Origin of the sequence: Paenibacillus sp. VMFN-D1, assembly GCF_003386155.1 — a bacterium.
Taxonomy (GTDB): domain Bacteria; phylum Bacillota; class Bacilli; order Paenibacillales; family Paenibacillaceae; genus Paenibacillus_AQ; species Paenibacillus_AQ favisporus.
Genome location: NZ_QRDU01000001.1, coordinates 1,567,284 through 1,580,637 on the forward strand (window position 1 = coordinate 1,567,284; position 13,354 = coordinate 1,580,637).

The window sequence follows — 13,354 nt, forward strand, 5'->3', positions numbered from 1 at the left end:
AACGAGAATCATCTGTACCTGCGGTCCGATTCATGAATCGGATAATCGTTGCCGCTCATATCCCGTCTTCGCATCAGCCCTTCTTCATCAAACTCCCAATGCTCATTCCCATGCGTTCTCATCCACTGTCCCGTGTCAGCGTCCCGCCATTCATACTCGAAACGTACCGAAATGCGATTGTCCGTGTAACACCATAGCTCCTTCATGAGCTTGTAATCCAGTTCTTTTTCCCACTTTCGTTTCAAAAAATCCCGAATGGCCTCCCTTCCCTTAAAAAACTCGGTGCGATTCCTCCACTCCGAGTTGGGAGAATAAGCCATCGCCACCAGATCCGGATTTCTTGTATTCCAGGCGTTCTCGGCAGCTTTTACCTTGGCAAGCGCCGACTCATGGTTAAACGGGGGTTTAATGATATTAGACATGGACTCCACCTCACGATATGAACTAACCACAAAAATGCGGTTGTTATGGTTAGTATGATATGTTCTTTCAATTAACCTGTCAATCTATTATTATTAGGTTAGTTAAAAAAATGTCAGTTGGAGGATATTTCATGACGTTAAATAATACAGGTTCGTTTCCACTGCTCTCTGGGCATCCTTCACTGGATTTGGTCAATACCGAGCTGGTTCGAAGAGGCATCCGCCATGATTTACTGATCCGTCCGGAAGATCTAACCGCTTGGCTTGAAGCATTAAATATGAAGGAAAGTCTGCCTTCACTTCAGCATGCATCATCGGAGATCACGAAAGAAGCGCTGAATAAAGTTAAAGAATTTAGGATGGTCGTCAGAGATATGTACGAGCGGCTGGCTGACGGCCAAGAGGTTACCCGCTCATGGATCAGCCTCATGGAAGCGTGCATTGCCAAGGCTCCATTGTCCTATCACTTCCTGGACGGAAGACTCGTTCCCGTTCCGCTGGGGTCTCATATCGATGCGATCCTGTCCCTGGTCGCCCTGGACGCGCTCCGGCTGCTGGAGGCCGGTGAATTAGCGTATCTTCATAGGTGTTCCAATCCCGAATGCGTCCTGCTCTATGTTGACCGTTCGGGACGACGGAAATGGTGCTCCATGAAGATTTGCGGAAATCGGGTCAAAGTGGCGCGAAACCAGGCCAAAAAAGATCACAATCAAGATATGTAATCACTAACACTACCACCAGCACAAACAACGATACGAACCAAACAAGCTTTTTTTGCATTACATTGAATCTCTACGGGGGAACAATGAAGATTGTGGTTACGTAATATATATTATGTTAACTGAATGTTGCGCGGATGACCAAGGCGCACTTTCAAGATGTCCTGGCTCCACGAGTTTAAACTTACATTAATCATTTTTTCCTCGTTCGGATTGCATAAGCTTTTCGTAATAGTCCAATTTGGTCCGTGCCTCCGCGATCGTTTGGTCCAGCGCCTGCCGCTGCTCCTCCAACCGGTCCAATTGGGCCGCTAGAATAGACATCCGGCTTTGGGTTAACTTCATCTCTTCATCGTCCAGAACTTCCTTGTCTCTGAAACACTGCCCATCGGCAATAAAATCCTTAATGTCTTCCAGCGACAAACCGCTCTGTTTTAAGCATTTAATCGATAAAATTTGGTGGACATTTGCATCGCTATAGCTCCTGACACCACCCGTTCCACGCGAAGCTGCTTGGATCAGTCCCATTTTTTCATAATAACGTAATGTGTCCAGACTAAATCCAGTCATTGTGGAAGCTTCCCGAATGTTATACATCAAAAATCACCGCCTTTCCCCCTTATTGTAAACGCTGGAGCTGACTCCAGGTCAAGGGGAACGTCAATCGAAATGAGGTGATAGAATCAATTTAATATTAATGACATGAAATACTTTCGCTCTTAGAATCGTGTCAGAAAGAGAGGAGAAGTGCAGGATGAAGGTACTTCAAGTGTACACACGAGTGTATGTGAATGATATGGAGACGTCCCTTACATTCTATGAGAACTTGTTGAATGAAGTTTCAACTTTTAGGTTCAAGTATGAAGCAGCGGGATTGGAATTAGCATCTGTGGGCGACGTTTTGATTTTGGCTGGATCAAATCAGGCATTGGAGCCATTCCGTAAGACCAAGGCAACGTTCAAGGTGGACGACATTCACGAGTTTTATGACCACCTCAAGAGTTCAGGCTGCCAAATCATTCGGGATCTCACAAGAGTTCCAACGGGCACAAATTTTACGGTACAGCATCCGGATGGCGAGATTTTTGAATACGTTCAACATCATGATTAGAGTCCATAGCCCGCTATTTGCGGGTTCTCTTTTTTCCGTGCTTGGTCCAATGATCATGATAACCAGTCAATATCCATAAATGATAAATGTTTAAAAAAGAAAATGATATTAGGTTTACATAATAAATATTACGTTAATTAGATGCTATTCCCAACCTCTTTGATGCTGCCCAGCGGCATTCGCAAATACTTGAATCACACTTGTTTTCATAAAAAAACGTCTATCGACTTACCTTTCAAAGATGACAGTCCACGTTTAGCGGAAGTTCCGAAACTTATACTTTCTGATCTCTTAAAAAACCCATCCCCGCAGACGGGAATGGGTTGAAATCGTTCTGCGCTATGCTTGCTGTATTCGTCGTATTGTCGTTTGGAGCCGGTCCAGATCTTTTTGAAAAGGACTGAGCACGCTGTATACGTGAGCGCTGGACCCCTGTTTCCACAAATGCTTCGTGAAGTTGGCAAGCGTTCCGGACGGCCCTAGATCAACGCAAATATGCTCCGATGGGCTCAGACGCTGCATCGCTTCCCGAAACCGGATCGGATGCCGAACCGCATCCCAGACATAGTCCGAAGATAATGACGTGATGCCCATTCCGTACAGGCCGGAAACCAGCTTCACCTGCGGCCGGTTCACATGGATTCCTGTCAGGTAAGGTTTATACGCCGTCTCCGCAGCGTCAATGGCTGCGGAGTGAAAGCCGTAGCGCACAGGCAGCACCTGGTGAGCGATCCGGGTTTGCTGTAAATACGCTTCCGCCTGCCTGATACCTTCGGCTGTACCGGAAACGACGAAGTGGGACTGATAATTGACGGTCGCCAGCTCGGTATTCGTATGAAGCTCTGCGGCTTGCGTGAACAGCGCGGGATCACTTGCAATGGCGATCATGCCACCCGGCTCACAAGTATTCTGGACCGCATCGGCTTGATTCGCAACAAGCTCCAGAGCCGTTTCCCAATCGATGACGCCGGCAACGGCGCAGGACGCAAATTCGCCCAAGCTCGTTCCAAGCACGAGATCCGGATAAATTCCGTTTTCCATCATCACCTGCGCCAGTGCATATTCCACCATAAAGATGGCCGGATGACTGTAGGATAAATGATCCAGCGGTTCCTCCGATTTTCGGCCGCTGCCGTACAATTCCAGGACGACAGACCTGCCTGTCGACTGGTACAGCCGCCGATCCATACGGTCCATCCATTCCCGGAATCCGGAATGCCGTTCGTAGAGTTCGATTCCCATCCGGTAATATTGAGAGCCTTGACCGGGAAACAAGAAAACGACGGATTTTGCCATAATCGAATTGACCTCCGTAAGGTAGAAAAAGTCTTGATGATATTCTTCTACCAACTTACCATTTCATGTTTCCTCCGTCCATCTCCCTTACAAGCGGTGGTCCTTGATTAAACCGTATAACCGGGTTCTAGACGTACGGTTGCCCCTGTCTCCCCCGCCTTCCGCACTTGGTCCAGCAGCTCGTGAACCGCAAGCGCGGTTTGAAAATCCGGCGCCTCGTGCGTGTCATTCGCCAGATCTCGGTAGATCTGCTGGTACATGCCCGCCACATTGTAAGCGGGAGTTCCTATCAGTTCAGCCGGAGGCAGGTGGATATGCCCGGGCAGCGTCAGTTCCTTCAGCTCTCCCCTTCCCTGCGTGCCAAGCACGATCAGATCATCGATTTGGAACATAAAGTTTTGACGTGAGCGGATGTGTAAATCCCCTTTCGTGCCGTTAATCTCGATCGCGAAGCTTCCCACGTGCGCGTTGCGGATTTGGGAGCTGAAAACGGCCTGGCCCGGCAGAATCCCGCTGACCACGACATGATCCGGTGCCGACGCACGGATGATCTCACCCGTCTCTTCCACAGGGACCTGCCGAGCTTGCGTCTTCAATATGGCCGATATTTCGGAAAATGGACCAAAGAGATACATCATCCCATCCAGAAGATGGCCGCCGGCGATCGTCAGCTGGTTGGCTCCGTTCGCATCGTCCAGCAAATAAACGTGGCTCTGGTCGATCTGCTTGGAACGGATCGGATACGTCGGTATGGCGTAATTAACGTGAACGGCAAGCACATCCCCGACGTAACCTTCTGCCAGAAGCTCCCGGACGTAGCGGATGACAGGATTGGCGCGCGACTGCAGCCCGGCGAAATGGCGAACTCCTCGGTCGCGGGCCGCCTGCAGCAATGCTGACGATTCCGCGGTCGTCCGTCCGAGCGGGAACTCGCTGTACACATGCTTGCCGGCCTCAAGTGCCGAGCGAATCAGCCGGTCATGCTCCGGAACCCGGACGGACACGGTCACCAAATCGACCTCTGGATGCAGGGCAAGCTCAAGCGGATCGGAAAAGGCATGCTGAATGCCAAAGTGATCGGCGCTCGCTTCTGCGCTTTCCTGCCCCGACGTACCGACGGCGGTCACCATAAACTCGGGCAGCGCCTTCAGCGCCGGAATGTGTGCCCGGCCTCCCCACGCACCGTTCAAACCGGCACCGATAATTCCGACACGAAGAGGTTGATGATTTATATTCATAATTAAGCCTCCCAAAAAATGGATAAGGGATCCACCTGACTGCCGGCAAATTATGGATGGGTTTTCGGGTTGGTAGACATAGATTAATACAGTGAGTACAATGTGAAAAGAAGGCACTTTTCGGTTCGTTACGAACCCGCAGGTGCGTTAGGAGGTGGATGATGGAAAACTTAAGAGCAGCGGAACCTGCATTTTCGGTAACGTCCTGCACGGCTCGGCGTGTACTGGAAATCGTTTCGAATAAATGGGCGGTCCTCATCATTTTCGTATTGGAAAAAGGCACCAAACAGTACGGTCAGCTTCAGCGAAGCATCGCCGACATTTCCCAAAAAATGCTGACCCAGACGCTTCGCCAACTGGAGCGGGACGGACTCATTGAGCGCAGCGTCCTTCCGGAGGTTCCGCCTGTGGTGGAATATACCTTGACTCCGATGGGAGAGAGCCTGATCCCCTACCTGCGCCAGCTAAATCATTGGCTGAACGAGCATTATTCTCAGATCGAACAAGCTCGGAAAGATTACGATGCGAGAGAAAAGTATAAGGCAGACAAAAGCACGCAGACCGTTTAGGTAGGCGTGCTTTTTTAGATGCATGATTGGTGTCAATACGAGTCGGTGCTGTGGCCTTTCCGTTCGGCATCCTCTACCGCTTCATGTGTGTGAGTGGCGCCCAGCGGGCCATGATGGCTGCTTGAGCCATGCTGTTTGATCCCCTCGGCGACGCGCCGGCCGTATTCCTCATCGCACTGGGTCAGATGGTGGATCATCTTCTCCTGTATGACCGGGCTGCAGGAAGACAGCGCATTAACCAGATTGCTGATCAGCTCGTTCTTTTCAAAATCGTCAAACGCACGGTACGTCTCCCCGGCTTGCTTGTAATCGTTGGTTCGTTCAATGCTGGCCCGCATCAGTTTGCCTTCCACATGCGGCATGTAGTCGATTTCCTTCCGTGGGGCTTCCTTCAAACCGTTCAGCGAGGACGGTTCGTAATTGATGTGAGGATTCTGTCCAGGCGCTTTATCTACATAATACGTCATCTGGCCGTCACGCTGATTGGTGGCTACCCGCTTCTTCGGCGCGTTGATCGGCAGCTGGAGGTAATTCGGTCCGACGCGGTAGCGCTGGGTATCCGAATACGAAAGTGTACGTCCCTGAAGCATTTTATCATCGGAAAAATCCATCCCGTCGACGAGCACGCCGGTCCCGAACGCCGCCTGCTCCACTTCGGCAAAATAGTTCTCCGGATTTTTGTTCAGCACCATCCGGCCGACCGGACGCCAAGGAATTTGCTCCTTCGGCCACAGCTTGGTATCGTCCAGCGGGTCGAAGTCCAGCTCGGGATGGTCGTCGTCGCTCAAAATTTGCACGAACAGCTCCCACTCCGGATAATCGCCGCGCTCGATCGCTTCGTACAAGTCCTGGGTCGCATGGTTGAAGTTTTTACCCTGAATGGCTTCCGCCTCGGCTTGAGTCAAATTTTTGATGCCCTGCTTCGGTTCCCAATGGTACTTGATCAATACCGCTTCTCCCTCAGCATTTACCCATTTGTAGGTATTGACTCCGGACCCCTGCATCTGCCGGTAGTTGGCCGGGATGCCCCATGGGGATTGAACGAACGTCACCATATGCATCGTTTCCGGCGAGTTGCAGCAAAAATCGAAGAACCGCTCGTTGTCCTGGATGTTCGTGACCGGATCCGGCTTAAAAGCGTGGATCATATCGGGAAATTTGATGGCGTCGCGGATAAAGAAAATTTTCAGATTGTTCCCGACCAGGTCCCAGTTTCCGTCTTCGGTGTAAAATTTCACGGCAAAGCCGCGCGGATCACGCAGCGTCTCCGGGGAATGGCCGCCGTGGATCACTGAGGAGAAACGGACGAAGACAGGCGTTCGTTTGCCCGCTTCCTGGAACAATTTCGCCCGCGTATACTTGGATACCGGCTCATCTCCAACCTTGCCGTAGGCCTCGAAGTATCCGTGCGCTCCGGCTCCTCTTGCATGCACGACACGCTCTGGAATGCGCTCGCGGTCAAAATGCGTGATTTTTTCGATAAATTGATAGTTTTCCAGCGTTGCCGGTCCGCGGCTTCCCACCGTCCGCATGTTCTGGTTGTTCTTCACCGGATGGCCCTGGCGCGTGGTGAGCGACATTTCGTCTTCGCCCGGAGCCATGCGGCGGTCAAGGGCATCGCCGGAACCGGTCACTGAAGTGCCATGCTCCAAAGGCTTTTGTTGTTGGTCCATGCTGCTGTTCTCCTTTTCGTCTTTATGTACAAAGGCTGGTTAATTTTAGATGGCAAAGATATGAAGTAGCGTTTCCAGCCGATTCCGTTTTTATGCCTTCAGCCTTCAGCCTTCCGCACTACTAAAGTCCGGACATCAAAAAAATCCATTTTACATCAATTTATTCCGATTGATCCTCCGACTGAAATCGCTTAGCATGATTCTGAGCGCGTCCAATAGCGTGAGCCTCGAACAGCCCACGCCCGAACTCGACACAAATCAAGTGATGTAAAAGGGAATAGAAATAGGTACGTAAATTGATGAAGGAGGAGCAACCGAAATGGAGAGGATGTTTCAAAACCACGAAGTCCGCGTTAGCCGCACTATAGAAAGCACCTGGGATTTTACCGTCGTCGAAGAACCCGATTTGTCCGTTCAGGCCGGTCAGTCCTTCCCCTATCGGATGGCGGTGCCATCCTGCTGGGAGATGCATCCTGATTTCAGTACATACCAAGGCGTTGGCGCCTATCGAACGATCGTAAATATCCGGAGGGAAGCATCTGTCCGGCTTATTTTTAAAGGGGTAAGCCACACGGCCCACATCTACTGGGACGGGGTGAAAGTTGCGCAGCATTATAACGCCTACACCGCGTTTGATGTGGTCATTCCGGATGTACGGCCGGGTGAGCATACGCTGATCGTCGCAGCCGACAACCGTTTCAGCGAAGCGTCCGCCTTGCATATTCCAAACGACTATTACACCTACGGGGGGATCATCCGCCCAGTGGTCCTTGAGGAGCTGTATAGCCCTTACGTACGGCAGATTTATTTCACACCTGAACATAAAAGCGGCGAATGGAGTGCCGAGGTCCGCGCAGTCGTCAGCAATCCGAATGACATGGAGCGAACGGTCCAGGTAACCGGTACTCTCGCTGGAATCGAGTTTTCGCTTGGAACCGTCACCTTGGCGCCAGGGGCCGAAAAAAAGCTGCAAAAGTCGTTTGCATTTCCGGACGTTTCTTCCTGGTCGCCGGAAGAGCCATCACTGTATCAGCTTCATGTCCGGCTGTACGAAGACAAGGATACGGGCAGCCCGCCTCTTGATGATTTGATCGAACGGGTCGGATTCCGGTCGGTGACCACCCGAGACGGCAAACTTCAGGTGAACGGCAAAGATGTGGTACTCCAAGGCTTCAACCGGCATGAAGATCATCCGTTGGCCGGTGCGGCTCTTCCCGTATCTTTGATGCTGCATGATCTCGACCTGATGCGTGATATGGGTGCCAACTCTGTCCGGACGAGCCATTATCCGAACGACGAACGTTTTCTGGATTTATGCGACGAGCTAGGTTTCCTGGTGTGGGAGGAAAATCATGCGAGAGGCTTGTCCCTGGAGCAAATGCGCAATCCGAATTTCGTCTGGCAGTGCGAACAAGTCAACCGCGAAATGGTGGAGCAGCATTACAACCATCCTTCGATTATCCTGTGGGCGATCCTGAACGAATGTGCCAGCGATACCGAGGAAGGACGTGAGCACTACAGCCGGCAGCTAGGGCAGCTGAGAGCGCTGGACGCCAGCCGTCCGCTGACGTTCGCTTCGCATCACAGGGAGCGGGAGCTCTGCTTTGATTTGGCGGATATCGTTTCCTTTAATCTGTATCCCGGCTGGTATACGGACGAAGATCCAAAGGCTCTCTGTGAACAGGCGCGGGCATGGGCTGACCGGGCCGGTGGCGCCGGCAAGCCGATGATCATGAGCGAGTTCGGCGGGGATGGATATTACGGTTTGCGCGACAAAGCCCGGATGCGCGGCACCGAGGAGCGGCAGGCGGATATCATTGAAGCCAACCTGGCTGCATACACATCAAGTCCCTTCCTGTCCGGCATGTATATTTGGCAGTTTTGCGACTGCCGGGTCACCGATGCGACCGGCTGGCTGTTGTCCCGGGCAGGTGCCCAAAACAGCAAGGGCATCGTCGACCGGTATCGCAGGCCGAAGCTGGCGTACGATGTGGTTAAACGATATTTCAAGGGGGCGCAGAACGTTATATCGAATGAATCATGATATTTGCACACTTAAAAAGGATGGGTATGTCCGGCACTGCACCGGGCATATCCATCCTTTGCTATTTTAAGATAATGAGTGGCTGAGCAGCCAGGTATACAATTCCTTGTTGGCGTAGGTCTCAGCCCATGAGTTGTGATTCGCGTCCGGATACACCGTAAATTTCACGTTCCCGCCGATCTCTTTCAGCGCGTTCACGATTTGTTCGGATTCCGACAGCGGAACGACATCATCCTTCGCCCCATGGAAGGCCCAAATCGGGATATCCTTGATCTGCTCGGCATATTTCGGTTCCATTCCTCCGCAAATCGGAACGACAGCCGCCCATTTATCTGGATACATCGCAGCCAGCTGCCATGCACCGTAACCGCCCATACTTAATCCCGTTAAATAAATGCGCTTAGGGTCCACGCGATAGTGATCCTCTACCTCCTCAAGGAGAGCCATCAAGGCGTCTTCCTCCATCGCCCAGAACGAGTCTTCCGGGCATTGAGGTGAGATCGCAATGAACGGAAACTGCGGATCCTGATCCGCGATCTTCGGAATACCATGCACTTTGACCAGCTCCACATCGCTACCGCGCTCCCCTGAACCGTGAAGGAAGAGGATCAGCGGCCATTTTTTCTCAGGCTCGCTTTCATAGGCTTCAGGCAGGTGCAGCAAATAGTCCAGTTTGACCCGCTTCGTTATTTCTTTGTCCAGCCTCTTGGCACTTTGACTCATACTTTTGTTCCCCGCTTTCGATTTATGTATTGGTTCCTCGGCTCTCTGAAATGCCCGAACGGTGAACCTGCGCTTTCATCGTGATCGAAGTTCCCGACATGCCGACCTCCGTGAACCCAAATCGTTCGTACAGCTTCATCGCACGATTTCTGGGATCCACGCTTAAGGATACGGACGGTATCCCTGCAGCGTGCAGCTCCTCAAACGCCCGCTGCATAAGCAGGGTTCCAATACCCTTGCCGCGGTGTTCCGGCAGGATGGCCATGCCCAGCTCCGGTGTATTCTCGTCCACATACCCGTATCCGGAATGTTCCGGATCAAACAACCGGAGCGTGACCGATCCCAGCCGCTCCCCTTCGCTGGAGACGGCAATGAAGGCCATGTCGCCTTCCTTTCCCCAATCGTCCAGGTACTTCGATATTTCCGGGCGTGCAAGGATATCGCGGGATAATGGTGGCTCCCCTTCCGGCGTGTACATGGAAGCGAACAGCATTTCCCACAGAAACGGGAGGTCCGCAGACTCCGCCGGCCGAATGTTGATCGTTTCAGGCATATCTTCACCTCCATCGTTGTACGAGTGATATAAGTTGAAACATCGAAATGGTTTATTGGTACACTCCGTATACTTTAGTTCAACTTATATAACGCTCGATTTAAGAGATCTGCATTCCAAGTTCAACATAACAGATCGCTGAATTGCTGGTCAATTGTGGAAATGTATCCGCTTTAAATTATGCTTGAAATCCTAAGTGGATGAACTATAATGAACATTATAGAACTTATATAAACCATTATGAACCTATGGAGGTACGAACATGGAAATTAGATACGCATCCCATCCCCAAGAAGTGAAAGCGTTTGATACGGCTCGCCTGCGTCAGGAATTTTTGATCGAGTCGATGTTTGCAGCGGATCAGCTCACGCTCTATTACACGCATGTCGATCGTTTCATCGTCGGCGGCGCGGTTCCGGTAAATCAGAGCGTCAAGCTGGAAGCCGACCCGAAAACGATGGGTGCCGATACGTTCCTGGAGCGCCGCGAGATCGGTATCATCAATGTCGGAGGACCGGGTACAATCAGCGTCGACGGCACGGACTATTCCATCGATTCGAAGGACTGCCTATACGTGGGACTCGGTGCCAAGGAAGTGGTGTTCAGCAGCAGCGACAAAGCCAATCCGGCTAAATACTACCTGAACTCCACGCCTGCCCACAAAGCTTATCCGACGGTGAAGGCGGCCATCAGCGAAGCTTCGCCGAACAACCTGGGCAGCCTGAGCAATTCCAATGAGCGCACCATCTACCGTTATATCCATACCGGCGGAATCCAAAGCTGCCAGCTCGTCATGGGCATGACGCTCTTGAAGCCGGGCAGCATGTGGAACACGATGCCGTGCCATACGCATAACCGCCGTTCGGAAGTTTACTTCTATTTCGACATGCCGGAAGACGGCAATGTCTTCCACTTCATGGGTGAGCCGCAGGAAACCCGCCACCTCGTCGTCCGCAACGAACAGGGTGTTATTTCCCCAAGCTGGTCCATCCACAGCGGCGTTGGAACAAACAGCTATACCTTCATTTGGGGCATGGCCGGCGAGAACCAAATCTTTGAGGATATGGACCCTGTCGGCATGGATGAATTAAAATAAGATAAAACTCGAACGAATGGATGAATAACCAATGAACCCTTTACGCCGCTACGAAAACATCATGGAACTGCTCCTGGCCAAACAGGAGGTGACGGTTGCCGAATTGAGCGAACGGCTGAACGTCACCGGCAAGACGATCCGCGAAGATCTGGCCAAGCTGGAGGACAAAGGTCTGCTTCAGCGGGTGCATGGCGGAGCGATTCTGGCGCAAAGCGACCAGCTGGGCATTTTGTCCACCAAGGAACCGCTGGCGCGCCACGCTTCGGAGAAGGCGGATATCGCCCGCCTGGCCCTATCGCGCATCGAACCGAATGACGTCATCGCGCTGGACGGCGGCAGCACAACGCTTGAAATCGCCAAGACGCTGGACAACCAGCCTTTGACCGTCGTCACCAACGATGTCCACATCATATCGGAACTTGCCCGCAAGGACGCCATCCGGCTTGTCGTCCCCGGAGGCTACCGCGTGCGGAACATGCTGGCGGGGCCGGAAGCGGTCACCTATGTTCGGCGGCTGAATATCCACAAGGCGTTTTTGTCGGCAACGGGCCTGCATCCCGAAGACGGGCTGACGATCTACACCGGAGAGCTTCTGGACATCAAACGGGCGCTCCTCGAGACCGCGCGTACCTGTTACGCTGTGGTGGACCATCACAAATTCGGACAAAGCGCCCTGCTGACGTTTGCGAAGCTGAACGAAGTCGAAGCGATCCTTACCGACTCAGGGTGCAGCCCTGAATTCGCTGATGCCGTTCGCCAAGCGGGCGCCCGTCTCGAAGTGGCGAATGCGCAGTGAAGCATCCAACCTATCCCATGCAAAGGACTGATATACGATGTTTGATTTGACGGGTAAAATCGCCCTGGTCACCGGCACCTCCGGCGGCCTGGGACAAGGCATGGCCGTGGGCCTGGCGGAAGCCGGCGCCTCGGTCGTATGCATCTCCTCGACGAACAGTGACCGGACGGTCGAGGAGATCCGCAAGCTTGGCGGGAAGGCGGAGCAAATTTCCGCCGACTTAAGCGACACGGACGCCTTGGATCAAGTGTTTGCGCAGGCGCTTTCCTTCTATGGCGGCATCGATATTTTGGTGAACAATGCCGGTATCATCCGCCGTACGCCGGCAGCGGATCATGCGCGCCAGGATTGGAACGATGTGATCAATTTGAATCTGAACACCGTGTTCTTCCTAAGCCAGCTCGCCGGTCGCCACATGCTCGAGCGCGGCAGCGGCAAAATCATCAATATTGCGTCCATGCTTACTTTCCAAGGAGGCATTAATGTGCCGGGATATACGGCGGCGAAGCATGCGGTTGCCGGAATCACCAAAGCGCTTGCCAACGAGTGGGCTGGTAAAGGCGTCCAGATCAATGCCATTGCCCCCGGGTACATGGAGACGAACAATACGGCGCCGATCCGCTCGGACGAACAGCGTCTGCAATCGATTACGGATCGGATTCCGGCAGGCCGCTGGGGCACGCCGGAAGATTTGAAGGGTCCGGTTGTCTTCCTCGCTTCCCAAGCATCCGATTATGTCAACGGCCACGTTCTCTGCGTCGACGGAGGATGGTTGGCCAGATAACGCCATATTCAATAAAAGCTGTGCATTACAGAAAAGGAACCGTTCCCTTCTTCTGAAATGCGCAGCTTTTTTATATGCTAAAGTCCCCCACATTAACAGCATGCTCGAATCATTTCCGAATAGAGCCATTTTCGAGATTCCGACAAAGAAGTTCATTTTCATCATATGTGCGGGTATAACATAGCCAAGCGGGTTGAATCATCCAGACTTAATCCGCTTATCAGACGTAACATTGTTTCGAATGGATGTAATGGTGAGGATAAACAAGCGGGTCTTTAATAAAAAGATCCTTAATCGATGAGTCCCCCCTCCTCCTTCCCTTCGACACGT

At 52.2% G+C, this 13,354-nt stretch carries 14 protein-coding genes; 7 read left to right on the forward strand and 7 right to left on the reverse strand.

Annotated elements, in window-relative coordinates; translation table 11 throughout:
• Positions 1-8: 8 nt before the first annotated feature.
• Positions 9-422: a nuclear transport factor 2 family protein gene (locus C7820_RS07375; RefSeq protein WP_116230387.1), complete on the reverse strand. Its 414-nt coding sequence runs from the start codon at positions 420-422 to the stop codon at positions 9-11.
• A 131-nt stretch (positions 423-553) separates the two neighbouring features.
• Here C7820_RS07375 and C7820_RS07380 point away from each other — a divergent pair, with 131 nt between their 5' ends.
• The gene (locus C7820_RS07380; RefSeq protein ID WP_116230388.1) at positions 554-1,144 is read left to right on the forward strand and encodes a CGNR zinc finger domain-containing protein; all 591 of its coding nucleotides are present in this window, start codon (positions 554-556) and stop codon (positions 1,142-1,144) included.
• A 186-nt stretch (positions 1,145-1,330) separates the two neighbouring features.
• Here the strand turns inward: C7820_RS07380 and C7820_RS07385 are convergent, their stop codons facing one another.
• Positions 1,331-1,738: a MerR family transcriptional regulator gene (locus tag C7820_RS07385; protein ID WP_116230389.1), complete on the reverse strand. Its 408-nt coding sequence runs from the start codon at positions 1,736-1,738 to the stop codon at positions 1,331-1,333.
• Between the two features lie 157 nt (positions 1,739-1,895).
• On the opposite strand from C7820_RS07385, the gene C7820_RS07390 reads away from it, so the two are divergent.
• The gene (locus C7820_RS07390) at positions 1,896-2,252 is read left to right on the forward strand and encodes a VOC family protein (RefSeq protein WP_116230390.1); all 357 of its coding nucleotides are present in this window, start codon (positions 1,896-1,898) and stop codon (positions 2,250-2,252) included.
• Positions 2,253-2,591: 339 nt separating this feature from the next.
• Here the strand turns inward: C7820_RS07390 and C7820_RS07395 are convergent, their stop codons facing one another.
• Both C7820_RS07395 and C7820_RS07400 read right to left on the reverse strand, forming a co-directional pair.
• Complete coding sequence (locus C7820_RS07395; protein ID WP_147306262.1) at positions 2,592-3,548, reverse strand: acyltransferase domain-containing protein; 957 nt, start codon at positions 3,546-3,548, stop codon at positions 2,592-2,594.
• 107 nt (positions 3,549-3,655) lie between these two features.
• The gene (locus tag C7820_RS07400; RefSeq protein ID WP_116230392.1) at positions 3,656-4,786 is read right to left on the reverse strand and encodes a Gfo/Idh/MocA family protein; all 1,131 of its coding nucleotides are present in this window, start codon (positions 4,784-4,786) and stop codon (positions 3,656-3,658) included.
• A gap of 161 nt (positions 4,787-4,947) precedes the next feature.
• Between C7820_RS07400 and C7820_RS07405 the strand changes: the two genes are divergently transcribed.
• Positions 4,948-5,355, forward strand: coding sequence for a winged helix-turn-helix transcriptional regulator (locus tag C7820_RS07405; RefSeq protein WP_116230393.1), 408 nt, complete (start codon positions 4,948-4,950; stop codon positions 5,353-5,355).
• 32 nt (positions 5,356-5,387) lie between these two features.
• Here the strand turns inward: C7820_RS07405 and C7820_RS07410 are convergent, their stop codons facing one another.
• The gene (locus tag C7820_RS07410) at positions 5,388-7,028 is read right to left on the reverse strand and encodes a catalase (RefSeq protein WP_116230394.1); all 1,641 of its coding nucleotides are present in this window, start codon (positions 7,026-7,028) and stop codon (positions 5,388-5,390) included.
• A 319-nt stretch (positions 7,029-7,347) separates the two neighbouring features.
• On the opposite strand from C7820_RS07410, the gene C7820_RS07415 reads away from it, so the two are divergent.
• Positions 7,348-9,072 (forward strand): glycoside hydrolase family 2 protein, encoded by a 1,725-nt coding sequence (locus tag C7820_RS07415; RefSeq protein WP_116230395.1) that lies wholly within the window; start codon positions 7,348-7,350, stop codon positions 9,070-9,072.
• Between the two features lie 66 nt (positions 9,073-9,138).
• Here the strand turns inward: C7820_RS07415 and C7820_RS07420 are convergent, their stop codons facing one another.
• A complete protein-coding gene (locus C7820_RS07420; protein ID WP_116230396.1) occupies positions 9,139-9,795 on the reverse strand; it encodes a carboxylesterase family protein in 657 nt (218 codons plus the stop codon).
• Positions 9,796-9,817: 22 nt separating this feature from the next.
• On the reverse strand, positions 9,818-10,348 hold the full coding sequence (locus tag C7820_RS07425) for a GNAT family N-acetyltransferase (protein ID WP_116230397.1): 531 nt from the start codon (positions 10,346-10,348) through the stop codon (positions 9,818-9,820).
• A 262-nt stretch (positions 10,349-10,610) separates the two neighbouring features.
• On the opposite strand from C7820_RS07425, the gene kduI reads away from it, so the two are divergent.
• From kduI to kduD, 3 genes are read left to right on the forward strand one after another with little or no spacing between them, the layout of a single operon-like run.
• Positions 10,611-11,444 carry a 5-dehydro-4-deoxy-D-glucuronate isomerase gene (gene kduI / locus C7820_RS07430; RefSeq protein ID WP_116230398.1) on the forward strand — a complete coding sequence of 278 codons (834 nt, stop codon included), beginning with the start codon at positions 10,611-10,613 and terminating at the stop codon, positions 11,442-11,444.
• Positions 11,445-11,475: 31 nt separating this feature from the next.
• The gene (locus tag C7820_RS07435) at positions 11,476-12,240 is read left to right on the forward strand and encodes a DeoR/GlpR family DNA-binding transcription regulator (protein WP_116230399.1); all 765 of its coding nucleotides are present in this window, start codon (positions 11,476-11,478) and stop codon (positions 12,238-12,240) included.
• A 37-nt stretch (positions 12,241-12,277) separates the two neighbouring features.
• Positions 12,278-13,024, forward strand: a complete 747-nt coding sequence (kduD, locus tag C7820_RS07440) for a 2-dehydro-3-deoxy-D-gluconate 5-dehydrogenase KduD (RefSeq protein WP_089547374.1) — start codon at positions 12,278-12,280, stop codon at positions 13,022-13,024.
• Positions 13,025-13,354 lie beyond the last annotated feature (330 nt).